Here is a 24,383-nt window from a genome sequence, read left to right as displayed (position 1 = left end):
GCGGCGTGGGTGCGCGGCTGCGCGGTGACGACGATGGCGATCTCAGCGAAAACAGCGAGATCAACGTCACCCCCTTTATCGATGTCATGTTGGTTCTGCTGATCATCTTCATGATCGCGGTCCCGCTGTCGACGGTCGACATCCCGGTGGAACTGCCCGTAGCGGTCGCCGAAGCCCCGGAGCGCCCCGCCGAGCCGGTTTTCATCACCATCACTGAAGACCTCGCCCTTTCGGTGGGCGAGACGGCCACGACGCACGACAGGCTTTATATCGACGTCGGCATCGCTACCTTGCAAAAACGCGACACGCGGATCTTCATCCGCGCAGATAAATCGGTGCCCTATGGTGAGTTCATGCGGGTGATGAACATCCTGCGCGCAGACGGGTTTCTGAAGGTCGGGCTGGTCGGACTGGATGAAAATGTAGAAGAGGCAGCCACACCACAGCCGGAGGCGGCGCAGTGAGCCTGACCTACGCCTCGCGCAGCGTCAGGCCCGTTTTCTGGGGCGTCGCGATCGCCCTAAGCGGTGCGCTGCATGCAGGGCTTCCCGTCTTGCTGCTGGATCAGCCCCCCGCCGCAGAACCCGCCGAGCCCAAGACAGAGGGGATTACCGGCGCGGTGATGTTCGATCTGTCGGATATCATCGCGGCCCCCTCCGCCTTGCAAGAAGACAGCGTGGCGCAGATCGAGGCCCAGGATGCGCCGACGGTAACCGAAAGTCCTGAAGTCTTGGAGGCCGCCAAGGCCGCCGAACAGCCAATTCTAAGTCAGATACCCTATGACGTTGAGGACGAGAGCTTGAAATTCGGCGTGGCCGCCCCCGAGCCCGAAGCCGAGACGGAGGAGGTGGCCGAAGAGATCGCCGCCGAGCAGGACCCCGAGCAAATCGACGCGGAAAGCCAGATCGGCGCCGAAGCGCGGCAGGCCTCTGAGCAGTCTGTCGCCGGGGTTGAGGCAGACACGGAAGCGGAAACCGCCAAGGCCGAAAGTGAAGGGCTGACCGCCGAACAGACGGAAGAGATCCGCGACTGGCAGAAAAGCATCGTGTTGTTGATCAGCGGTGCCAAAACCTATCCGGCCAAGGCGCGCAGCGACCGGATCGAAGGCGAGGTGCAGGTGCGCTTCACGCTGGACCGTTACGGGGCGCTGATCGCGGCTGAGGTGGCGCAATCCTCGGGTTCAGAAATCCTCGACATGGCGGCCGTGCAGACGGTCAAGACGCTGGAAAAGATGCCCACGCCGCCCAGCTATCTGAAAGGCGACGAATTCACGCTGATCATCCCGCTGCGTTATAGTTTCAGGTGAACCATATCGCGCTCTATGTCTTGCACCGTTGCGCAGCCGCTTAGCAACATAGCGATTTCCAACTCGTCGCGCAGCAAGCGCAACACATGGCTGACCCCCAGATCGCCAGCCACCGCCAATCCGCAGGCGATGGGCCGCCCGATCAAAACGGCCTTTGCCCCGAGGGCCAGCGCGATCAGGATATCGACCCCGCGCCGGATGCCTCCGTCCATCAACACAGGGTAATCCGGTCCGACCTTGGCAACTATGGCGGGCAGGGCGCTTAGCGTTGAGGGCGCGCGGTCCAGCACCCGGCCACCATGGTTTGACACGATGACGCCCGCCGCGCCGATCCTCTGCGCCTGCGCTGCATCCTCTGGATGCAGGATGCCTTTCAGCAGCAGCGGAGCCTCTACCGTCTCGATCAGCCAAGCGACATCAGCCCATGTGGGCAGGGTCTCGGCGATGTGGTCAAAAATGATCGACTGCGCGTCTTCACGCGGCGTGAAGGCAGGCGGCGTGAACCGCGCGAGATTGACCGCGCTGACATCGGGCGGCAGCTGAAACTGCGCCTCGATTTCGCGGTCCCGCACCCCTTGGACGGGCGCATCAATGGTCAGGATCAATCTGGTGAAACCCGCGTCCAGTGCCATCTGCGCAAGCGCTTGCGTGGCCTCTCTGCTCCCCATCCAGTGCAGCTGAAACCAGTCACTGCCGGGGCCGCTTCTGCGCACCCTGTCGAGCGGTTCGCTGCTCTGCGCGCTCAGCACCATCTTGATCGACTGGGCCTCGGCCGCGCGGGCGGTTGCGCTCTCGCCTGCGTCATGCAGCAGTCGGTGATAGGCAAAGGGCGCAATCAGAAAGGGCGCAACAAGCTTTTGTCCCAGCAGCGACACCTCTGTCGACCCGCCCCGCAGATCGCGCAACATCCGTGGCGTGACCTCAGCCTGCTGAAAAGCGGTTTCATTGGCTGAAGCAGTCTGCCCATCCCCGGCACCGGCCAAGAAATACGCGCGGTTGCGCGGGCTCATCCCTGCGCGTGCACGGCTGTAATAATCGTTCAATGTGCAGGGCAATTGGTCTGGATCAGGCGCTGTAAAACTCAATGTTCCGGCTCCATGCAACGCCCGACCCTGTAAGCCGCCAAAGCCTAAGCTTCGGCGGACAGGCGCTATTTACCGCAATTGGATGCTGGGTAAAACCCAATGCTGGCCTGATCGGCTCAGAGGATGAAAATTCCCAACATCGGTTTTGTCATGAACCTGCGCCGCCGCGCGCCCCGCCCGCGCTGTACCATTTCGCTCAAACCGCCTCACGCCGCTGCGCATCCCTTACCAAAGCTGATGGGGTGGATGGCTCCTGCTTCAACCGGCGTCGCAATGCGCCATAGTGCAGTTGTCAAAATCTGCTTATGAGAGGAGCCACCCCATGCAAGTTACCACAATCGGCGTTGATCTGGCCAAGAACGTTTTCCAGGTCCATGGGATCACCGCGAGCGAAGAAGTCGTGTTCAACAAGCCGCTGCGACGAACGCAATTTCTGCCGTTCTTTGCAAAACTGGATCCGTGCCTGATTGGCATGGAGTCGTGCAGCAGTGCGCATCATTGGGCCCGTGAACTGACAGCTCTTGGTCACGAGGTTCGGCTGATTCCGCCGATGTATGTGAAGCCATATGTCAAACGCGGTAAGTCTGATGCCATTGACGCCGAAGCAATTTGCGAGGCAGTGACCCGACCCACCATGCGGTTTGTTGCGACCAAAACAGTCGAGCAGTAATCCCTGTTGTCGCTACATCGGGCGCGTGACCTTTTGGTGCGCCAAAGAACGCAACTCATCAACAATCTGCGTGGTCTGGTCGCGGAGTTCGGCATCTTCATTCCTAAAGGGCTGGCCCGTGTGATTGGATTTGCTGAGGACATCACTCTTGGTGAAGTGCTCGACTTGCCAGACATCGCCAACGAGGTGATCCGCAACCTGTCAGAACAGCTCATGGCTCTGCATAAGCAGGTCCGATGGTATGAAGAGCGCCTCAAACAAGTGGCCAAAGAAGATGCGCGTGTCCGTTTGCTGCGCACTATACCCGGCGTCGGCGCGGTGACGGCTTCTGCGATCATCGCCAGCATTGGAGATGGTCACCAATTCAAAAACGGCCGGGAGTTCGCAGCATGGCTGGGTTTAACGCCTGCCAACAAATCCAGCGGCGGTAAAGAGAAGCTGGGGCGGATCACCAAGATGGGTGACCAGTATCTGCGATCATTGCTTGTCGTTGGCATGACATCACTCGTTCGACAAACACGATCCCATCCCGAGCGAGCCAGCAAATGGCTTACATCCTTGCTTGAACGCAAACCTGCGCGTGTCGCAACCGTCGCCATGGCCAACAAGACCGCCCGGATCGTCTGGGCAGTGCTTACCCGCAACGAACCCTACAGCCCACGCACTGTAGCCTGAGACGAAAGGAACAACGAGTTAGCAAGATCCGCGAGATGATGGTGCATAAGTCTGCCGCCAAAGCCAAGACACTCCGCCGAATGGCGCGGGCATAATAGCCCGTAAAGCTGATAGGAACTTGGTTTGCGGAACCCATCAGGGCCAGCGGTCAAAACCGCGCAAACAGGCCGGACACATGACCCCACATTTCCCAAGTAAGGCGCTGATTTCGCTGTCCTGACCATTATATTTCCTATATAAAACATGGTGTTGAAGGCTGCGAGGGGCGCGTTTCATGGATCACCCAGAGGGTGCGGGCTTGCAACGGGCAGATCGGGTGGATTTCGACCCTCGCGTGCGGCTGGAATTTCGCGGCACGCAGCTCAGTTCCGACGGCGGCCTTCTGGTGATGCGCGAGCTTGATGACGCGCTCGGGTTGTCCGATTTGGCGTCAGCGGCGCTGCGCGATACTCGCTCTGGCAAGAACACGGTCCATCGGCTCGACGGCCTGTTCCGGCAATCAGTCTTTGGGCGGCTGGCCGGATACGAGGATGTCAACGACGCCAACCGTCTCGCCTGCGATCCGGTCATGCGCCAAGTTGTCGGCGGCAGAGCGGTCGATGCACAAGCGGCCTCGGCATCGCAGATGGGACGGTTCGAGACCGAGACGCTGGCTCTGGCCGGGAACCGTGCCGCGCTGGCCGACCTGAACGGGCAATGGATCGACCGGTTCCATGACCGTAACGGGCTGAAGTACATCGTTCTGGACATGGACAGCTCGGTCAGCCCGACCCATGGCGACCAGGAAGGGTCCGCCTGGAATGGCCATTTCGACTGTAGCTGCTATCACCCCAACTTTCTGTTCAACCAGTTCGGGATGCTGGAACGCTGCGCCCTGCGCCATGGCAACGTCCACAGCGCCGATGGCTGGCGTGATGTTCTCGACCCCGTCATTGCGCGCTACGCGGAGCGCGACCTTGGTGGCAGGTTCTTCCGGGCCGATGCTGCCTACGCGATCCCGGCGATCTATGAGCGATTGGAAGAAGCGCGGTTCTTCTACGCCATCCGGCTGCCCGCAAACGCGGTCCTCAAGGACAAGATCGCGCATCGGCTAACGCGCCCTGTCGGGCGGCCGTCACTGACCAAGGTCAAGCGGTTCTTCGAGGAATTCGAGTATCAGGCGGCGTCCTGGGACAAGGAACGCCGGGTGATCGCCAAGATCGAATGGCATCCGGGCGAACTGTTCCCGCGTGTCGGCTTCATCGTCACCAACCTGCCGATGGAGCCGGACTGGGTGGTGCGGTTCTACAACCAGCGCGGCACCGCCGAGCAGCACATCAAAGAGGGCAAATACGCCTTTCGCTGGACGCGGCTGTCGTGCCGGAAGTTCCGCGACAATGAGGTGCGGCTGCAACTGCACGCCCTGGCGTACAACCTGGCCACCTTCTTGCGCTGCATCGAGCTGCCCGAAGCCATGGCCGACTGGTCGTTGACCAGCCTGCAACTGAAGCTGATCAAGATCGGGGCACGTGTGGTCCGTCACGCCCGCACCATCACCTTCCAGCTGGCCGAGGTCGCTGTCACCGGCACGATGGTACGCGCCATCCTCGCCGCTATCCGCCGATTGCGAGCGCCACCGCTATGCGCATGATCGCGATCCACGCTCAAACTGAACGAAAGCGGCTGGACAGATCTGTCCGCTGCGCTGAAAAACGCCGCCCCTGGGCAAGGAAACAGCGGCTTCGCGGTCTGATCCGTCCAGATCCAGCAGTCTGCGCGACCGCAGGTGCCGCTTGCGGCAGAAAATCCTTGTCTAGCGATCGGATACAGGCGATCTTCACCTCAAACGACACGCCACCTGGGGAATGCAGGTTCATTTGCATGGCCCCTGCGAACCTTGACGCAAGGTCACTCAAAAAAGATCCCTATTTGTCTTAATCGCGTTTCCGCGCCGAATTCGACGTTCCCAAATTACTTATACGGGCTGACTGCTTCTGACAAATGCACAAATCAGATCAAAAATGTCTTGCTATGCAGGAGCCATCCACACACGCCATTCGGTAAAACCCATGGGCCATTTTGGTGAAGGGTGTCAGCAAAAAGAACGCGAGCACCGCGCCGAGGTGAATAACCAACAGGCCCGGCATCCAGCCAGAGCCGCTTGCCGCATAGAGCAACAGCCCGCTCAGCCCGACAAACCCCAGCAACCCGGTAAAGGCGATCTCTCCGCCAAAGGCATTGGTCGCACCGAGCGATTTGTCCGACCGCAGTTTGAGCCAGACCATTTTGCCACAGCCCAGCACTAACAGAATACCGCCCGTCAGACCAAGGATTTTGGGGGCGGAGAACAGCCCGTAAGGAGCGGGCATACCAAGCAGGTAGTGCATAAGCGTCGCCACGCTGGTCGAAGCAAAGCACAACAGAAAGCCGTACATGATTGCCTGATGCGCATAGCGGCGGGCGTGGGTGAAACGGTCTTCGTCTTCAAAGTTGCAACCGTCGCCGTGCCCGCCCTTGAGATTGCGCATATACGCGATTGAGGCAACGGCCCCGCGCAGATGCGAGAGGCGAACCGGGGCACCGCCGACGGTTTGCCAGTAACGGCGCAGCCCGATGGCGATACTGAACAGCGGAAACAGAAAGGCGGGCAAAAAGATCGCCACCATCGCATTGTGGGACAACACCGCATAGAAACCTTCGCCCCCCAAAGCGGCCAGCGCACGGGCAGCCCAGAACAGCAATGCAAAGCCCACGACAGTGGCGAGCACGATGGCGAGGCCGTTTTTCTGGAACGTTTTCCCGGCGGCACGTGGAAAGGCGAACTCCTCCCAACTGTCTTGGCGCACATCGGCCAAGGCTTGGGGCAGGTTCAGGTCAAACTCATGCGGAGCGGTGTAATGGCAGGCGTAATAGCAGCCCCGGCAGTTGCGTTAAATCCCCGTCAGAAAAGGCGCGTTCGGCCTGCAGCGCGGGAAAGACCGAACAGTACCCCTCGCAATAGCGGCAGGCGTTGCAGATTTCGGCCTGACGGCGGGCCTCTTGGAGTAGATCAATTTGCATGGTCTGCGGCCTCCTTGCCTGCGATACGTCCGAAAACGGTGCCGATGGTCATGCCGAAACCGGCGAGGTAGCCTTGGCCCAAGATCGACCCGGCCATGGTTTCGCCCGCCGCCCAGAGATTGCTGACAAGGCGATCGTCAACGGAGCATTGCGCGTTTTCGTCTACCTTCAGGCCAAGGTACGTAAAGGTGACGCCAGTGCGCAGCGAATAGCCGTAGAACGGCGGCTCGGTGATCGGTCGCGCCCAGTTGGTCTTGGGTGGGGTGAGGCCGGAGGTTGCCACGCCATCAAGCTCGGTGGGGTGAAAGCCGCTTTGATCGCCACAGGCTTCGTTGAACGCGGCAACTGTCTGCTCCAGCGCATCAGCGGGCAGGCCCATCTTTCCTGCCAGTTCCGCCAGCGTATCGGCTTTGATTGGTGGAAAAACCGAAGGCATGAACAGGTTCAGCGATTTCGCGTCGATAATGACATAGCCGACCTGATTGGGCTGGGCGGCAACCAAGCGGCCCCAGATGGCGTAGCGTTTGGGCCAGACATCCTCGCCTTCGTCATAGAACCGCTGTGCGTCTTTGTTCACGACGATGGAGAAGGGCACGCAATCCAGCCGCGTGACGATCCCGCCGTCGAACTTTGGCGCGCGCCCGTCGATGGCGACCGCGTGGCACTGCGTCGGGTCGCCCACCTGTGCGATGCCTTGGTCCAGCAGATTGGCCAGCACCACGCCGCGATTGTAGGGCGTTCCCCGGATCAGGAAATTCTTCGCCGCTGGCCCCCATGCGCGTACAAGCCAATCGGTGTCCGCCTGAAAGCCGCCAGAGGCCACGACGATGGATTTGGGTGAGAGACTCTTGGCCATCCCCTCATGGGTATAATCCACCCGTGTCACCCGGTCGCCTTCCAGTTCCAGATGGGTCACGGCGGCTTCATAGAGCACATCCACGCCCAATCCTTCGGCGGTGCGGTAATAGGCGTTTACAAGGCTTTTGCCACCGCCGCGAAAGAAGGCGTTGGTACGTGCAAGGGATAGGGTGCCCGAGAGCGAAGGCTGAAACCGCACGCCATGTTCTTCCATCCAAGGCAGGCATTCCTCAGAGGTACGGATGGCGAGGCGTGCGAGATGCTCATCCGTTTTGCCACCCGTCACCTTCATCAGGTCGGCGAGGTATTCGTCTTCGGTGTAGCTTTCGACCAGCGGCCCCAGTGGCCCGTGGTGCATACAGCGGAAGTTACGGGTGTGGCGCGAATTGCCGCCCCGGTAAGGCTTTGGCGCGGTCTCTAGGATCAAGACGCGGGCACCGGCCTCGGCGGCGGTGATCGCGGCACAAAGCGCCGAATTGCCGCCGCCGATCACGACGATATCGTAAGCCTCGGTCACAGCAGGTCTCCGTCATAGGTCTCATCGCGCGAGGGCTGCGCGCGCAGGGCGCGCACCCGGACCCGTTGGGCCGCTTCGATATGCGCACGCATCGCGGCTTCGGCGCGGGCGGCATTACGGGCCTTGATCGCGTCGAGGACGCCGAAGTGTTCCTCCACCGCTTTTTCGGCCCGGTCAGGATCGGTGAGCGTCGTCGGTCCGAGGATCATCAGCGTCTTTTGCAGCGTATGGATCGACCGGGTGAGAAAACGGTTCTTCGCGGCGTCCAGAAGGGCTGCGTGGAACTGGCGGTTGAGGGTGAAAGCTTCGGGTACATTGCCCAGGGTGGCAAGCTGCTGGTTCATGTCCTGCAACTCTTCGATCTCGATGTCCGAGGCGGCGCGGGCGGCCAGCCGCGCGGCGGTGCCCTCCAACACGGCGCGCATCTCGTAAAGCTCCATCACCTCGGCATAGTCGAGTGTGCGGATACTCGCCCCTTGGCGCGGGATATGAGCAACCACGCCATCGGCCTCCAACTGGCGGATCGCTTCGCGCACAGGGGTCCGGGAGACGCCCAAGCGCTCGGCCAGCTCCGTTTCACGCAGGCGGTCGCCGGGGTTGAGCCGTCCGGCGCGAAGTTCATCCATCAACTGATTGTAGGCAGAGTTGCCCTGCGGTGTGCGGTCTTCTTCGCTCATAAAACCCCCTCCGATAGATATTGCATACAGGTGGATACAATCGTATCCAGAAAGGGTCAAGCCCGTAAGAAAAAGTGAGTTGACCCCTATGCGCCTCTCCCAACCGACCCGCCGTCGTGCGCTGACCTTGATCCTCGCCGCGGCTGGTACCGCGTTCTTTTGGTGGCTCGATCTGCCGCTGCCATTCCTTTTCGGGCCGATGGCCGCCTGCCTTATCGCGGCATTGTCGAACGTGCCGATCAAAGGCTTCGGCCAAGTCTCGGTCGCGGCGCGCACAATCCTTGGAGTGGCGGTCGGCGCCTCGATCACGCCTGATCTTTTCCACCAACTGCCACAGATGGCGATGTCGGTTGCGCTGGTTCCGGTCTTTATCGCGCTGATCGGGATTATCGGCGTCCCGTTCTTTCGGCATGTTTGGGGGTTCGACGCGCCGACGGCCTATTACGCCGCGATGCCGGGCGGCCTGCAGGACATGGTGATCTTTGGCACCGAAGCGGGCGGCGATCCACGGGCGCTGTCGCTAATCCATGCCACGCGGGTGTTGATCATCGTCACCCTCGCGCCTGCTTTCTTGACGCTGGCTTACGGGGCGGGGCTGACCAATCCCATCGGCGCGCCGGTGACGGAACTGCCAGTGGGCGAGATGGCCTTGATGGCCGCCGCAGCCCTGATCGGCTGGAAGGGGGGAGAGCGAATCGGCCTGTTTGGCGCGTCCATCCTTGGCCCGATGATCGTGACCGCCCTCCTGTCACTGGCTGGCCTGATCCACAGCCGCCCGCCAGCCGAGGCCATCCTTGCCGCGCAGTTCTTCATCGGCTGCGGGATCGGCGTGCATTTTCTGGGCGTGACATGGGGCGAGCTGACGCGGGTGGTGCTGGCGGGCATCGCCTATGTGCTGGTGCTCGCCGTCTTGGCCGCAGGTTTCACCGGCCTCGTCACCTGGGCCGGATTGGGCGATCCGGTCGAGGCATTCCTTGCCTTCGCGCCGGGCGGGCAGGCCGAGATGACGGTGCTGGCCATCGTCACCGGGGCGGATTTGGGCTTTGTCATCACCCACCACCTGACCCGCATCGTGTTGATGATCGTCGGCGCGCCGCTGGTCGCGGGACTTATGGCGCGTAGACGGAAGGATTGATCATATGGATCGGTGCGCCTGCTGCATAGGCGTTCACCTGCGCGAAGATATCCGCGAATTGCTTGTCGAATTCATCCTCGGTGACAAAGCCGATATGCGGGGTGGCGATCAGCTTGGGGTGTGAGAGCAGCGGGTCGTTGGGATCCGTTAGCGGCTCGGAATCAAAGACATCCACTGCCGCTGCGCCCAGATGACCGGCGTTGAACGCTTGCAGCAGCGCGCCTTTGGCGATCAACCCGGCGCGGGAGGTGTTCACCAGAACCGCGCGGGGCGACATAGCGCTGAGGTCTTCCGCGGTGACACTGCCGCGGGTCTCAGGGGTGAGCCGGAGATGCAGGGAGACCACGTCGCAGGACCCGAAAAACGCCGCGCTGCTTTTGGCGACGGTCTCACCATCCGCTTTCGCCCGCGCGCGTCCGGCGTCAGAGCCCCACCAGACAACCTCCATGCCAAAGGCGCGGGCGTAATCGGCCACAACACGTCCGATGCGTCCATAGCCATAAAGCCCCAGCCGCCGCCCGCGCAGACTGCGCCCTACGCCCATCTGCGAGTTGCCCGCCTTCACGCTCGCCATCTGCTGCGGGAGTTGCCGCATGGCTGAAAGGATCAGCGCAAAGGTTAGTTCAGCTGCTGCGTGATTGACCCCATCCGCGCCTTTGTTGGAACACAGCAGCACGCCCTGATCGGTGCAAGCCGCGACATCCACATGCGGATAAGCGCCGCGTTGCGAAATCAGGCGCAGGTTCGGCAGGCGCTCCAGCAGCCCCCGCGTCACCGTCGTCCGCTCGCGAAAGAGCACCACGCAGTCTGCATCCTGCAAACGGTCGGCCAAGATGGCCTCATCGGGCTGATGGTCCGTCCAGACAGTGACATCGTGCTCCGCCAACAGGTCAAAGCAGGGCAGTCCGCGCAGGGTGTCGAACCAGTCGTCGAGAATGTGAACCTTCATCCCTGCACCCTATGCTGAAAGAGCATTGATCGCTTTGCTTACCCGTTCATGTAGGATCAGCAAATCAGGGTCGCGGTCCTTCTGCGTGCCGATGCCGGCAATCAACTCGGCGCGCAGTTTTTCCAGATCACGGCGGGCGACGTGGATTTTCTCGTAATTGGTCATCATTCGCTTCTCAATGGGCAACAAAACGGGGATTTTGATCTTTTCCAGCACCTCGGCGGTCACGCCACCAAGGAAATCTTCGCGAAATTTGGAGTGCCCATAGGCACCCAGCACCAGCAGCGAGGGATCGTGCCTTTCGCAATAGGACAGTGCCACCGGATGGGTAATGGGAAAGTTCTCATGCACCGCTTCGACGCCGTGGCGCTCCAGATGGGTCATCAGATCGGCGATCGGCCAAGCGGTGCGTTTGCCCACCGTCAGAACGCTGACCCGGCCATCGGCCTCAAGCAGGCGCAGGCTGTCTGACAGTGCCCGCGCGGCGGCGCGCCCGCCGTCCCATGCCAGCGCCGCATGGCTGTGCTGCGCGCCCGCGTCATAGCCCGCGGGCACCACGATCACAGGACGCCCAGATTGCAAGGCGATGCGGTCCGGGTGGTGGGTCACATGAGCGTCGTCACTCTCGGTCCGTGCGCCGACGATCAGCATGTCATAATAGCGGGCGCCTTCGGAGAGCAGCGTGTCTACGCGGCCGGTCTCTTCGCGGAAATCCAGCGCGTCGCCCAGACCGAGGGCGGGGCGGAGTTCTTCGAACCGGCGGATGACCTCGGCCAAGATTTCGCTATTGGCAGCCTCCAACAGGGCGCGGGCCTCTTCAGGGATCCAACGGGAACGACGGTCGATCACCTCATGCGCGGTATGCGCAAGGATCGCCGTGACATGGGCACCGCGCTGTTTCGCGAGCGAGGCCGCATAGCGCAATGCGGCGACGGAAGCGTCGGAGCCGTTGAAGGCAACAAGCAAGTTCATCACGGGCATGTCAGCGGCCCTCCCAAATGCGCGAGGGGACAAAGACACAGCCATCCGCCAGCTTGCGCGCCGTTCGCAGCAGCCCGGCGGAGTTCAGCGCGAAGCCGTCGGACGTGTCGTAATCTACCAGCACGTCAATCGTGCCAGAGGCATGTTCGAGCACAACGTCGGCGGGGCTTTGGCCGGGCCGGTCAAGCAGCCCATCCGCGACGCTGCCGGGGGTGAGCGCGCAAGAGGCAAGACATTGCGCCCCGGTCACCGCCATGGAGGGGTGCGTGTTCCACGGCATGAAATAGCGTGTCGCGATGGTGCCACCGTTTCGGGCGGGGGCGAGCAGACCGAACTTCGGCGTGACGGATTTTGCCACGTCTCCCATGCCCATAGCGGCCCCGGCCTGAAGGCGAATGGCTTCCATCCGCGCAAAGAACTCTTTGTTCGCGTCGAGCTCGGCCACGCTCTCGTACCCCGTCAGGCCAAAGTCCGCCGCGCGGGCGATGACCATCGGCATGGCCACATCCATGCAGGTGACTTCGATCCCGTCGAAGGTATCGCGGATGTTGCCCGTGGGCAAAAACGCCCCGGTCGAAGAGCCGACGACACCCATGAAGTTTAGCGCCACGGCGGCACCGGCTCCGGGCACGCCCGCGATCTCGGTGTCGCCGTCATAAGTGAGCACACCGCCGGGGGTCAGCACTTTGGAGAGCACCTTGGCCCCGGTGTTGACGGCGTGGATTTTGACATCCGTCACATCGCCGGTGGGCTGGACGAGGCCCAATTCCACCGCCGCAGGGCCAACACCCGACAGGATGTTTCCGCAGGTCGGTTTGAAGTCGACCAGCCGATCCTCGACCGAGACTTGGGCGAAGAAATAATCCACATCGGCCCAACTGTCGTCTGAAGGCGATAGCATTGCGACCTTGGTGGTGACCGCCGCGCCGCCGCCGATGCCGTCGATGTTGAGCGGATGGCCGGAGCCCACCACGGCGAGCAGCACTTCGGCTAGCGTTTCGCGGTCTTGGGGCAGATCCGCGCGGTTGAAGTATGGCCCCCGCGAGGTGCCGCCGCGCATAAAGAGCTAGGGGATAGCAGTCTGTGTCATCTCTAAACTCCTCAGTTCAGCGGCCAAGGCAGATCGACTGCGCCTTGCAGCAGACCCGGCGGGAAATCACGGTTGAGTGCCCCGGCCATGACGCACATCAGCGCGATGCCGCAGGCGGTCAGGATCAGGGTTTTCGGCCAATGTGCCTGTGCACGAACCCGCAGGAAGCTGATCAAAAAGCCCAAGAGCGCGAGGATGAAGCCGACAAAGTAGGTTGCGACGATCAGCCCCACGAACCACGCCAGCGTGCCCCACAGGCCATAGGGCGCATCAGCGTCCTCGCCCGAGACTTCCTTGTCGGCAAAGATCGCATCGCTTTCGGGACGCAGGATCATCTGCACCAGCAAGATCAGCAGCGCGGCCAAGGCGATCCCCCCCACGACCAGCGGCACGATCTTGTCGGTCATGTTGTAGTCAGGGATCAGCGAGGCATTGATCAGCGCGGCCACCACGTAGCCCATGATGATCAGCAAAAAGACCAAGGGCGCGCGTTTGGAGCCGGACTGAACGTCGCCCTCGGCCATGATCGACTTGGCCTGACGCAGGCCCAGCACGACCGAGATCACGGTGACGATCAGCAGCACGATGACGATTGGAGAGAAGATATAGTCCATGCCTTCCTCAAAGGATTTGCGGAACCGGAAAGACGCGATCTGAAACGCTTGGTTCGAGAATTTCTCAACCGGGTTGGACAGCACGAAACCGATGAGGAAAGCCGGGCGCGACCAGTCGAAGCGGCGCAGGAAGATGCCGATCAGCCCGATCAGGAAAAGTGCGAGGATGTCTTCGAAGTTCTGCCCCGACTGGAACGCCGCGAAAGAGATCAGCATGAAGAGGAACGGCGCGAGGTAGGTGAAGCGGATGGTGGTCAGCTTGGCAATGCCGCCCGAGGCCGCGATGCACAAGAGCGTGCCGACGACGTTGGCCAGCGCCAGCAACCAGACGATGGAATAGGTGATGTCGAGGTTGTCGCGCAGCATTGAGGGGCCGACTTCGATCTCGCCAGAGCCCAAGAGCGCGATGGCACCGATGAAAATCGCCATCGAGCCAGAACCCGGAATGCCGAAGAGCAGGGTAGGGACCAAGCCGCCGCCCTCTTTCGCGTTGTTCGAGCTTTCCGGCCCGATCACGCCGCGCACTTCGCCCTTGCCGAAATTCGATTTGTCTTTCGTCGTTTGAACCGCGTGACCATAGGCGATCCAGTCAACGACTGATCCACCAAGGCCGGGGATGACACCGACGACCACGCCGATCAACGAGCAGCGCACCGACAGCCATTTGTTGGCAACCCAGTCGCGCACGCCTTCACCCCAGCCCGCGCCGAGTTTGGCTTCTTTGGAAATCGCCCGGTCTTGGCGCAGAAGCGAAACGATCTCGGGCACGGCAAAGATGCCAAGGCCGACGATCACCAGTTTCAAGCCGTCCGTCAGGTAGGGGATGTCATAGGTCGCCATCCGCAGGGAGCCGCCCGCGTCGGCCTCACCGATGGTGCCGATTAGCAGGCCGAGGCCCGCCGCCGCCAGACCTTTAAGCGCTACGCGCCCGGCCAGAACCGCGACCATCGACAGGCCGAGGATCGAGATCATCAGCATTTCGGGCAGGCCGAAGGACAAAACGATGGGCCGCGCGATGACGATGAACATCGTCAGGAACGCCGCGCCAACCAGACCGCCAAAGAGGGATGAGGTGAAAGCCGCCGAAAGCGCCCGTGCGGCTTGGCCCTTTTTGGCCATCGGAAACCCATCGTGCACCGTAGCTTGGCTGGCCGAAGAACCGGGAATGCCCATTAAAACCGAAGCAAAGGTGTCAGAGGTTGGCACCATGGCGACCATGCCGATCATCAGCGCCAGACCCAGCACAGGGTCCATGCCGAACATGAAAGGCAAAAGCAGCGACAGCCCCGCGATCCCGCCGAGGCCGGGAAAGACCCCGACAGCGAGGCCCGTGACCACGCCCAGCACCAGATATCCCAGAACCATAGGTTGCAGAATGAGAGCCCATGCCTCGCCAAGCGCAGGCAGAGCGGTTGCGAACAGATCCATCGCACCGACCTCGAAATGTTAGAATAAAGGGGGGTGGCCCCGGGATTGACCCGGGGCCGAGAGGGTTCCGCTTACTTCAGCGAAACGCCATAGGCTTCTTGCAGCCAGTTGGTGACGAAGGCTTTCGCCTCCGCAGAGACGGTCGTGCCGCGCTGCGTCGCCTTTGCCGCGCCTTCGCCTACGAAGACGGGGTACTTACCGACACGCTTTTCAGCGATCTTGGCAAAGTCGTCGCGGTTGCGCACCGCGTCAAAGGCCGCCGTGTAGGTCGCGATCACATCGTCGGGGGTGCCTGCGGGCAGGAAGGCGATCTTTTGCACAGGGAAACCTGCGATAAAGAAGGCTTTCCATGCGTCCCATGCTTCACCTTCGGTGGCGCAGCCTTCGGTCGCTTCGCAAACTTCCTTGAAAGTCGCGATGTCGGGGAAGGTGGGGTCGCGAACGATGTTGCCATCGTCGTCAAGTGCGCCCCATGTCATCATCGGCACGGCCTGACCTTTTTCGACGAGATCCGCAGAGGCGCCGAGGTAGCTTGACGAGGTCTGATAGTCGATCGTGGCCTCGCCGCGCTCAAACATCAGACGGCCATCGCCACGGCCCTTGATGCCGAAAACTGGCTCGACATTCATCCCCAGCATTTCCCATGCCAGCAGCGGCACGAGTTCAAGGCGCGTGGCCCCCTGCGAGCCGTAGATGAAGTTGACGTCTTTGAGGTTATTGGCGGTGCCGTAGAATTTCTCACCGTCTGTGGGGTTCAGATAAGCGACCCCGCCGGTGCCCGACGCCATGACCGGGTTCCAGTCGCTGTACTCATACCGGACGCGCGGATCGTCCAGCAGATAGGGGAACTGGGTCGAGCCGGAGGTGCCAAAAAGGACCGTGCCCTCGTCATGCTCTTGCTCTTGGAACCAGTTGGCGCCTTTGGTTGAACCCGCACCCGGCATGAACTTCACGACGACCGTGGGGTTGCCGGGCAGTTCTTCGGACAAGAGCGGCGCAAAGAAGTTGGCCCATTTGGCCGAGCCGCCGGTTTCCGAGAAGGGGATGACCTACTCGATTGTATTGCCTGCAAAGTCGACCTCGGCCAGCGCCGGGGCGGCGAGGCAGGCGGCGGATGCAGCGGTTGCGGCGAAATACTTGATAGTCATAGGTGTCCTCCCGTAGACATTCTATAGCGGTCAGACTTTCACGTCTGCCGTCGTTCGGATTTGTTTTAGGGAACGAATCCCTCCTCCAACACGGGCACTCTGCCTTTCCAACCTTGCGCGAAACTTGCGCATTAGGATTAAGTTTTAATCGTGCGCATAGCAGTCATCGAAGACAATGAGGCCCTTGCTCAAGGAATTGCCCATCGCCTGCGCGATCGCGGCCATGCGGTGGACCTGCTGCACGATGGGGAAGAGGCGGATGCCTTTCTGAGGCACGAAGGGGCCGACCTGATCGTACTTGATTGCAACTTGCCCGGCTGTGATGGGCTGGAGGTTCTGACCCGGCTGCGCCGCCGTGGCGATGGCACGCCGGTGATCCCGCTGACCGCGCGGGCAGAGACTTCAGAGCGAGTAGCAGGGCTGGATGCCGGTGCCGATGATTACCTGACCAAGCCCTTCGAGATGGATGAGTTGGAGGCCCGGCTGCGGGCCATGGCGCGGCGCAAAAACCTTGAGTTCGCCGCCCGCGACGCGATTGGCCCCTTGGTCTTTGACCGTACCAACCGCCAGTTGTTGAAGGACGAACAGCCACTGGCGTTCCCTCGTAAAGAACTGGCGACCTTGGAATGCCTGCTGGAACGGCGCGGGCGGATCGTCTCGAAATCCCAACTGATCACCCATGTCTATGGCACCGGTGCCGCGCAGGAAGACAGCGCAATCGAACCGCATGTCTCCCGTCTTCGCAAACGGTTGGAGCCCTTCGGCATCCGCATCAAAGCCGCGCGCGGGCTGGGCTATATGCTGGAGGTCGATAGCGCATGACCTCGATGTCGCTGCGCTCTAGGCTGTTCATGCTGATCCTGCCGCCGCTGCTGTTGCTTTCGATCGTTCTTGGGTTTTTGGCGCTTTGAAGTGGCGCAGCGCACCTCTGAAACCCTGTTCGACCGCAGCCTGCTGGCCGCAGCATTGGCGATCTCCCGCGATGTGGCGATTTCTGGTGGGGATGCGCTTTCGCCCAGCACGCGGGATTTTGTCTCGGACGCCGGGGGCGGTGATCTCTTTTACCATGTCACGGGCCCCGGTGGCATTTACATCACCGGTTATGCCTATCCCCCCGTCTCTGGCGGTCGGGCGGGCGAGGATCGGCTGAACTACACGATGGCTGAGTATCGGGGCGAGCCTGTGCGCGTTGTGCGGATGCGGGAGAGTACGACCATCGGCAACCTGACGGGCGACACGATTGTCACGGTCTGGCAGAGGGACAGTGATCGCAATGCCTTCGCCGCTGCCTTGGCGCGGCGCGCGGCGGCCTTGATCGCCAGTCTGATGCCGGCCCTTGCTTTGGTGGTCTGGTTCGGGGTGAAGATCGGCCTGCGCCCCTTGAACGATTTGCAAGACGCGATCCAACACCGATCCCCCGATGACCTGCGCGATATCCGCCGCTCGGTCCCGGCTGAGGTCTTTGGTATCGTTGCCACATTGAACCGGCTTTTCGGGCAGGTGCGCCAGAGCATCGAAGACCATCAGGTCTTCATCTCCAACGCCGCGCATCAACTGCGCAACCCCGCCTCAGCCTTGTTGTCATTGGCCGAGGTTTTGCCAGATGTCGGCGACCCGCAAGAGCGTCGATTGAGAGAGCGCGAATTGATTGCTGCGGCCCGCAAATCAGCGCGGCTGGCCAACCAGTTGCTGTCTCTTGAACGGTTGCGCTACGACGAAGCCCCTGCATTCGACCGGCTTGAGCTCAACGCTGTCGTTGCCGAAGTGTGCAGTGACTTTGCTCCCACGGTACTGTCGCGGGACATTGGCTTTGGCTGTGAACCTTGCACCACGCCGCTCCACGTTGCGGGCGACACTGTGCTGCTCGCCGAAGCGATCACCAATTTGCTTGAAAACGCGCTGACCCATGGCGGCGGCAGCCTCACCGCGATCCGCGTCAGCACCACGGTAGAGGGGCAGTTTGCAGTTTTGGCTGTAGAGGATGACGGCACCGGCATTCCCGAAGGCAGTGCCGAGGCCGCGTTCGAGAGGTTTGGCCAACTAAGCGAAGGGCAAGGCAGTGGTCTTGGTCTTGCGATTGTTAAAGATGTCCTGCGCCGTCACGGCGGGCAAGCCGAACTGGTGCCGCAAGACAAGGGGTTAATCGTAAAGATCAAAATCCCACTTTCTGCGCCGACTGTCTGAACAGCGGTTCCGATCAAGGTGTCACGCGGACCTTGAAAAACACACTCCCTTCAGCGCCTGCGGCATGCGTCCCGCTGCAATCCCACCGCAGGGGGCCTTCATATCCCGGTAGGTTGTCGCTTGGGGTTGCGAGATCGCAGATCAGCGAGGGGCTCACGGTTTGCGGCGTGGCGACGGCCTCTGCCAATCGTGTATAGGGCGGCGTTCGGTCGTAAATGACGATGGCGGATGCAATGCGCTGGCTCGGGTTCACCACTGTGATGCGGTAGACCAGTACATCCCCGGGCGACGCTTGATTTGAATAGCCCTCACCCGTGCCTTGCGTTTCGTTCTGTACAGTTTTCACCAGAACGAGCTGACTGCCACCGACTTCGACCGTCACGCGATCCGTATCGGTTGTAATGTGCGAAGCAGTGGTTCCGGAAAAGTCCGTGGCGGCTTGCACCTCGTAGGTCAAAGCGCTGCCCGGAGGCAGGCCGCCACCCGCCGAGACCCTCGAGATCAGGCAGAGTTCGTCCCCCGCTTGAACGGAAATTGGCACGTTCAGCGGGGTGTCGGGCGCGCCATCGCAATCGTTGTCGATAAAGAGCGCAACTGAAAATGCACCGACCGCAGGCTCGGAAATGTTCTCTACGGTAAAGGTGGTGATGCCAGATGAACTGGCTCGATAGAGATGCGGCAAAAGGGCGATTTGGCCCGCGCCGATGTGCGCGTCACGGTCCTCACTCAAAGTGGGAAGTGGAATAATGCCTAAGGTAAGTCCGCTGTAATCGGTCTCAGGCAAAGGGGTGAAGCTGAACGAGCCATCATGTGGATCGCTGTTCACCAAGCCCGGCAGTGAGCCCGGTCGCTCGGAAATCGCTCTCCACCCTTCGGCGGGCACCGTGGAGACGGTCAGACTGCCAGTGTAGTTCGGCGCGAGCCGATAGGACCATCGTCCATCGGCGCCGACCTGCGGGCTTGCCAATAGCGCACCGGCATCGTCCAGCAGCAAAATGGTTCCTGCATTCGTGCCTACCTCGTCGCCCGTGGCAGAGCCATCGTGCGCGACCCCGCCGCGACCATCATCCCGGATCAGCTGGCCTGAAATTTCACCGCCCGAGGTTGCGAGAGCGATCGTGACGCTGGCTTCGTCGTCGTCGGCAATCCCGTCCTGTAAGTCATCTTGGGCGAGACCAACGGCTGGATCACTGTCGAGGTCGGGTAGGGAACTGCTCACGATCTCAACGACGTTTGTATAGTTGCCACCCGCCGTGACACGGACACGTATGGTAAGGGTTTCGGTCGCACCCGGCAGAATTTCATCGACGAACCAAAGTCCCGTACTTGGGTCGAAATAATCGCCGGTCGGAGGAGCCGTGTCGCTGATATAGGCGAAACCTGCGGGGATGCTTTCAATCACCTTTACCCCCGAAGGCGAGCCGGGGCCGTCGTTTGTCACGCTGATCACCCAGTCGATGATGTCGCCTTCGACAGCGGTTGTGACGGGAGAGGTGGTGCCCGCTTGAAAGGCCTCTTTGGTGATTGAGAGGTCAGAAAACTGCGGATCGAAACCAAAGTCGTAGGCCACTGTAAAGGCGCCCGAATCGGCCTTTACACCAACGAGGGGGTTTGAAGTTCCGATCTGCGCGCCGGGGGGGAGGTCTGCGTCATTCACATCGACCTCTACCCGGTAGGTGGTGCCCGCAGGCAAGCCGACAAAGGCGTATGTTCCGTCAGGCTCGGTATCGACGGTCCGGATGAAGCTATCATCGTCCAGATCATTCGGCGTTGCGTTATCGGAGTACAAATCCACCCGGATCCCGCCCGCCAAGTTCTCTTCTGCGCCGTCTTTGATATCGGAACCGTCTTGATCGACATAGATATTGCCCCCCAGACCGGACAGTACGAAAGGTGTCCCGCCGCGGCACGAGGTGCCATCGCTGAAACCGCCCTCATCCGTACCCGTTGCCAGTCTTAAACGATTGCCGGTCGACGTATCGATTAGGTAGATTGAGTTCGATACCTCTTCATAGGCGTACATCTGGCCGTTCTCGTCAAAGAAAACCGCAGACCAGATGCCCGTATAAACACTGGGCCCAAATTCCACCACCGTGGAGAAACCGGCGAGACCATTGTTCGCGAACACGCGAAACAGGCTGCCGGTGTCTTCGTTGATGCCGTAAATGAATCCGTCCAATGGATTTACGGCGAAATCGGACACCATGACGGCTTGGGAGAGGGTCAATTGCCCGGCATCGATCGGATTGTTGGGGTCGGTCAAATCCAACAACTGCCAGGTGACGTCGTCTGCTTCGTAGACCATTATACCGTTGGGCAAGATATCGCCCGTATCTTCGGCCCTTTCGGCGCTGTTTGGGAATGAAGGCATTTTGGTGAAGTTTCCGGTGCCGTCCACGCGCCACAGCTCATCTTTGCCGGGGCGGACGCCATAGATATAGCCATCGATTTCGTTGTATCCCCAGCCGGCTGCCAGCCGGCGCGGCGCTGTCCCGAGGGTTTGTGATGACATAGAATAACCCGACCCGGTGTCGGTAAAGCGCAGTTTGCGCAACTGCGTTGGATCGTCAGACAGCAGGTATAGGCCACTGTCGCAGGAAACCGGAGGAACATCGCCGGAAACTGTCAGCCTGTAGTCCTCAACCTCTCCGTCCAGTGCGACGGGCACAACGCCTTCGGTGGTTGACCACCTGAACCGCGCGAATGTCGGCGTGAGCACGGAACTTCCCGGCACGTTCACATCAAATCGGATCTCGCCATTCAGCGTGCCATCTTTATCCGAAGCGCTACCGTCTTGCAGATCAGAGGCGATCTGCTCTGTGGCGTCGAAGAGCCCGTTGCCGTTAAAGTCGATCCACGCCTGAAGATAGGCCACGCCGCCTGTCAAACTACCGACCCCGCCGGTCACCTCGTTTACGAACACGGTTATTTCAGTCGTGCCGCCAGCAAAAAGCTGGGGGAGCGTGACCCCGTCTTCGTCGTCATTCCCGTCGAGATCGTCGCCCAAAGCATCTGCACTTGCTTGAGAGGCAGCCTCGGGGTCAGGAGGGAGGGCCCCTAAGTAGGTCCCCGCGATGCCGGTTTCAGCGATGATGTGCAATGGGTCGCCATAGCTTGCCGGAGCATCACCGCGATCGACCAGAGGGGCCGCAGCGATATTGATCGGGTAGTCTTCGACCTCCCCATCCAAGGAGACATCGGCCACGCCGACGATCGGAGTTGTAGACCACCGAAAGCGGGCAAAGGTCTGGTCTAGTACCGCGTCACCCGGGACAATCACGTCAAATTGGATCAGGCCATCGCCCGCGACCTGATCCCCACCGGTGCCATCGTCCTGCAAATCGCGCGCGATTTCTTCGGAGGTTGCAAGGGCCATGACGTCGTTGCCGTCGTAGTCGATCCAAGCGGTCAAAAAGCCACCGTCGCCTTGGACACGTGCTTCTAGTGTTGCGATAAAACCTTGGATGAGCGGGGGAATCGTTATACCATCGTCATCGTCCGACCCCGCATCATCGGCGTTCCCTGGCCCTGCATCGCTTGTCAAAGCATCGCCCAGATAGACCGTGGACTCTGACCCCATCGTATGGAGTGCATCCCCATATATCGATGGCGCGTCGGTAAAGTCGGCACAGGCTTGGATGTCGGTCAGTTGCAGAGATCCGGCGAAGTTTGCGCTGTTGTTTTTGCGGGTGCCATGATCGATCACGACCCGATCAACCGGGGCGCCAAATCCGACTTCTACGGCAAAATTCTCGGGTAAGGCTGTTGTCGAGAATGTGCTGTCGCGCTCTGCCAAAACAGAACCATCCGCATTGGCCCGGCGAAACATGGAGGCCGAAAGCGGGCCGTCGGCGATGGCAGGTTGCACGCGCACGCCATTGCGTTCGCCATAGATCGCTACGGATTCGTCGAATTCCAAGCTCGTGACGTAGAAAAGGACGGAGTCCATGGGGGTGTCAAAATCAATATTCAAGGTGGCATATTGCTGTGTGAACACGGGATTGCCGCCATACCCGGCGGAGTAGAGTTCATTTGCGTTTCCGATCGCGGCTGCGCGGCCAATTCTGGCATCAGCGTTTGCAGTTGCACTGAGTGAACCGCCGACTCCATAGCGGGTGAAAGTAGATGTCGCGCCGAGGGCTGCAGGGCTGTCAGATGTCCAATCGACGATTGAAAACCGCGTTCCAGAACAGGTTGGAAGCGTATCGGCTGGCACGGCGGTGACGTTAACGCTGACGCTGTCGGTATCGGCACCGCCTTCATCGCTGGAATTCGCGGCATCGGCGGTGATGCTGCCTCCCGCCGCGGTAGAGACATAGGCATCAAACTCGATGGCGCCGCTTCCAAGGCCGTTCAAGCTGGTCATCGGAAGGAGCGGGAAAGTGCCGTTTGTCGGGGTGGTCGCAGGGCGGATGTCTTCGCCCGAGATGACCTGAAAGTTCGTCGTACCCGAAATTTCTGGCGGCAGGGTTACCGAGGTTTGCACATTGGTCATGGGGCTAAGCGACGTATTCACATAGCTTACACGGTAGGTCAGCGTGGCGCCCTGCGGAACGTCGCCCCCCGAATAGGGGGTGCCGTTTACTGCTGTAATGGAGATTGATACGAAAAGGTCCTCAGGCCCCGCAGGTGAGACGGCTGAGGTTCCGGCGACCCAGTAGCGCCACGGGTTGTCGTTCCCAGCAGAGGCGCCTTCGGCGGAGTCTCCGCCGTGACCTTCGGCATTGAAATATCCAATGTTGGCCGGGTCGCTGACTTTCACTTCCATGACGGCGTAATAAGTCTCTCCCTGCGCGATCCCGCCGAAGGCGTAGCGCACTGCGTTTGTGCCGCTCGGCAAAACCGACGCGGCGCTGCTATTCAGGTTAAATCCTGCGGTCGTTTCGGTGCAGGCTTCGTAAGAGTTAACGCCCGGGTCCAGCGTTTCGGGAAAGACGGATCCGGCGCCAGTGGCAGGCCCGTCTGGCCCCGCGAGCAGCGGATCATCCGCTTCGCAGGAACCGGGATAGCTGATCCGGTTCCAAGGGCCGGTGGTGCCGTAGCGATCCCAATCGGATCCTGAATCCGGGCCTGCCACGGGGCTGCCCGCGCGAAAGGGTGTCGCCCCCCGACCGCCCGTAATCGTGGTCTCTTCTTGTGTTGAGAAACCGTTTGGGTCGATTGTCCCCCCAGAACCGAAGGCGTTGATCTGAACCGCGTCCCATTTGTTGTGAACGCGGGCGGTGCCGGTGCCGCCAACGCTGCTCCAAGGGCTGCCATTCGTGGGATTGACGAGGTACCCGTTTTCTAAAGTGGCGATATCCGACCCGTTTGCGAACAATGCAGTATCCGGACGGGTTGAGTAGAAAATACCAGTATCGCCATAGATATAGGCCAGCCCGGCATTGCAATTGGCGATGGAAAACCCCGCTGCCTGGCACTGCGCCGTGTCAGAGGGAGCCCAGCCGTTGGGAGAGATATCAAACGCTTGCTGGCCCTTCGGACCCCAACCCTTAGACACGCCAAACCCCGTCGAGGCGCGCGCCGGGCGGGCGTCGCGGGCCGCGCCTGTAGCATCAGTTATATAGGCGGATGCGACTTCGGTCCCGGCGGGCACATACAACGTGGCATAGCCGCCCGGACCATCAAGCGTGCCTTCGGCTATGACGGGAAAGTCGGCAATGATGGCAATGTTATCACCAGCTGAAATCGGCGGCAGCCCCGCCGCGACCCGGTCCGCGATCTGTTGACGGCTTGCATCAGTCAGCGAAACGCCGCCGCCGCCCAGCCACGCGCCGTGCGAAAGCACCATGGTTGAAAAACAGAGCCAAAAGAATGCCCCCAGAACGGCCTTGGCGCTCGCGCAGAATAATCTAAAGAATATCATGACTTACTCTCAATTTGTCCTGCACTAGGCTTTCATCGGGTAACTTTTGCGTCAATCTGAGCAGGTGGGTCTTGGGCATATGCTTTGGGTTAGGTCTGCTAGGCCTTAGAGAGATTTCTTAACCGCGCAGGGTTAACTATGTATTGAAGGGCGACAGGGTC

16 protein-coding genes and 2 pseudogenes are annotated in these 24,383 nt (G+C 60.8%); 7 read left to right on the top strand and 11 right to left on the bottom strand.

What is annotated here, in order from left to right:
• Positions 1-5: 5 nt before the first annotated feature.
• Together exbD and T8A63_RS09805 are read left to right on the top strand one after the other, a co-directional pair.
• Positions 6-464: a TonB system transport protein ExbD gene (exbD, locus tag T8A63_RS09810; RefSeq protein WP_322343662.1), complete on the top strand. Its 459-nt coding sequence runs from the start codon at positions 6-8 to the stop codon at positions 462-464.
• Positions 461-1,306, top strand: coding sequence for an energy transducer TonB (locus T8A63_RS09805; protein ID WP_322343661.1), 846 nt, complete (start codon positions 461-463; stop codon positions 1,304-1,306). The genes exbD and T8A63_RS09805 overlap by 4 nt, the downstream gene beginning before the upstream one ends.
• On the opposite strand, the gene T8A63_RS09800 is transcribed toward T8A63_RS09805, so the two are convergent.
• Positions 1,291-2,391 (bottom strand): alpha-hydroxy acid oxidase, encoded by a 1,101-nt coding sequence (locus tag T8A63_RS09800; RefSeq protein WP_322343660.1) that lies wholly within the window; start codon positions 2,389-2,391, stop codon positions 1,291-1,293. The two genes, T8A63_RS09805 and T8A63_RS09800, sit on opposite strands and share 16 nt — an antisense overlap.
• 322 nt (positions 2,392-2,713) lie before the next feature.
• Here T8A63_RS09800 and T8A63_RS09795 point away from each other — a divergent pair.
• Positions 2,714-3,736: pseudogene (locus T8A63_RS09795) on the top strand (IS110 family transposase).
• Positions 3,737-4,010: 274 nt separating this feature from the next.
• Positions 4,011-5,366 carry an IS1380-like element IS1247 family transposase gene (locus tag T8A63_RS09790; RefSeq protein ID WP_006473457.1) on the top strand — a complete coding sequence of 452 codons (1,356 nt, stop codon included), beginning with the start codon at positions 4,011-4,013 and terminating at the stop codon, positions 5,364-5,366.
• A gap of 364 nt (positions 5,367-5,730) precedes the next feature.
• On the opposite strand, the gene T8A63_RS09785 is transcribed toward T8A63_RS09790, so the two are convergent.
• The 4 genes from T8A63_RS09785 to T8A63_RS09770 are packed head-to-tail and all read right to left on the bottom strand — an operon-like array spanning position 5,731 to position 8,827.
• A complete protein-coding gene (locus tag T8A63_RS09785) occupies positions 5,731-6,582 on the bottom strand; it encodes a 4Fe-4S ferredoxin (RefSeq protein WP_322345700.1) in 852 nt (283 codons plus the stop codon).
• Positions 6,583-6,595: 13 nt separating this feature from the next.
• Positions 6,596-6,775: a hypothetical protein gene (locus T8A63_RS09780; RefSeq protein WP_322343659.1), complete on the bottom strand. Its 180-nt coding sequence runs from the start codon at positions 6,773-6,775 to the stop codon at positions 6,596-6,598.
• The gene (gene tcuA, locus T8A63_RS09775) at positions 6,765-8,150 is read right to left on the bottom strand and encodes an FAD-dependent tricarballylate dehydrogenase TcuA (RefSeq protein ID WP_322343658.1); all 1,386 of its coding nucleotides are present in this window, start codon (positions 8,148-8,150) and stop codon (positions 6,765-6,767) included. The genes T8A63_RS09780 and tcuA overlap by 11 nt, the downstream gene beginning before the upstream one ends.
• The gene (locus T8A63_RS09770) at positions 8,147-8,827 is read right to left on the bottom strand and encodes a GntR family transcriptional regulator (protein WP_322343657.1); all 681 of its coding nucleotides are present in this window, start codon (positions 8,825-8,827) and stop codon (positions 8,147-8,149) included. The genes tcuA and T8A63_RS09770 overlap by 4 nt, the downstream gene beginning before the upstream one ends.
• A gap of 88 nt (positions 8,828-8,915) precedes the next feature.
• Here T8A63_RS09770 and T8A63_RS09765 point away from each other — a divergent pair, with 88 nt between their 5' ends.
• Positions 8,916-9,962: an AbrB family transcriptional regulator gene (locus T8A63_RS09765; RefSeq protein ID WP_322343656.1), complete on the top strand. Its 1,047-nt coding sequence runs from the start codon at positions 8,916-8,918 to the stop codon at positions 9,960-9,962.
• Here the strand turns inward: T8A63_RS09765 and T8A63_RS09760 are convergent.
• The 5 genes and pseudogenes from T8A63_RS09760 to T8A63_RS09740 all read right to left on the bottom strand — a co-directional run bounded on the left by T8A63_RS09760 (position 9,937) and on the right by T8A63_RS09740 (position 16,172).
• Positions 9,937-10,911 carry a D-2-hydroxyacid dehydrogenase family protein gene (locus T8A63_RS09760; protein WP_322343655.1) on the bottom strand — a complete coding sequence of 325 codons (975 nt, stop codon included), beginning with the start codon at positions 10,909-10,911 and terminating at the stop codon, positions 9,937-9,939. The genes T8A63_RS09765 and T8A63_RS09760 overlap by 26 nt on opposite strands.
• 9 nt (positions 10,912-10,920) lie before the next feature.
• On the bottom strand, positions 10,921-11,892 hold the full coding sequence (locus T8A63_RS09755; protein WP_322343654.1) for a universal stress protein: 972 nt from the start codon (positions 11,890-11,892) through the stop codon (positions 10,921-10,923).
• Between the two features lies 1 nt (position 11,893).
• A complete protein-coding gene (locus tag T8A63_RS09750) occupies positions 11,894-12,952 on the bottom strand; it encodes a 4-oxalomesaconate tautomerase (protein WP_322343653.1) in 1,059 nt (352 codons plus the stop codon).
• A 41-nt stretch (positions 12,953-12,993) separates the two neighbouring features.
• Positions 12,994-15,024, bottom strand: a complete 2,031-nt coding sequence (locus tag T8A63_RS09745) for a tripartite tricarboxylate transporter permease (protein WP_322343652.1) — start codon at positions 15,022-15,024, stop codon at positions 12,994-12,996.
• Positions 15,025-15,095: 71 nt separating this feature from the next.
• A pseudogene (locus T8A63_RS09740) lies at positions 15,096-16,172 on the bottom strand (tricarboxylate transporter).
• 150 nt (positions 16,173-16,322) lie between these two features.
• Here T8A63_RS09740 and T8A63_RS09735 point away from each other — a divergent pair.
• Together T8A63_RS09735 and T8A63_RS09730 are read left to right on the top strand one after the other, a co-directional pair.
• Complete coding sequence (locus T8A63_RS09735; protein WP_322343650.1) at positions 16,323-16,994, top strand: response regulator transcription factor; 672 nt, start codon at positions 16,323-16,325, stop codon at positions 16,992-16,994.
• A gap of 90 nt (positions 16,995-17,084) precedes the next feature.
• Positions 17,085-18,356: a sensor histidine kinase gene (locus T8A63_RS09730; protein WP_322343649.1), complete on the top strand. Its 1,272-nt coding sequence runs from the start codon at positions 17,085-17,087 to the stop codon at positions 18,354-18,356.
• A 13-nt stretch (positions 18,357-18,369) separates the two neighbouring features.
• Here T8A63_RS09730 and T8A63_RS09725 read toward each other — a convergent pair whose 3' ends face one another.
• On the bottom strand, positions 18,370-24,222 hold the full coding sequence (locus T8A63_RS09725) for a DUF11 domain-containing protein (RefSeq protein ID WP_322343648.1): 5,853 nt from the start codon (positions 24,220-24,222) through the stop codon (positions 18,370-18,372).
• Positions 24,223-24,383 lie beyond the last annotated feature (161 nt).

Origin of the sequence: Sulfitobacter sp. OXR-159, assembly GCF_034377145.1 — a bacterium.
Classification (GTDB): domain Bacteria; phylum Pseudomonadota; class Alphaproteobacteria; order Rhodobacterales; family Rhodobacteraceae; genus Sulfitobacter.
Note: the sequence above shows the minus strand (reverse complement) of the source record. Positions and strands in the feature narration are given on the sequence as shown.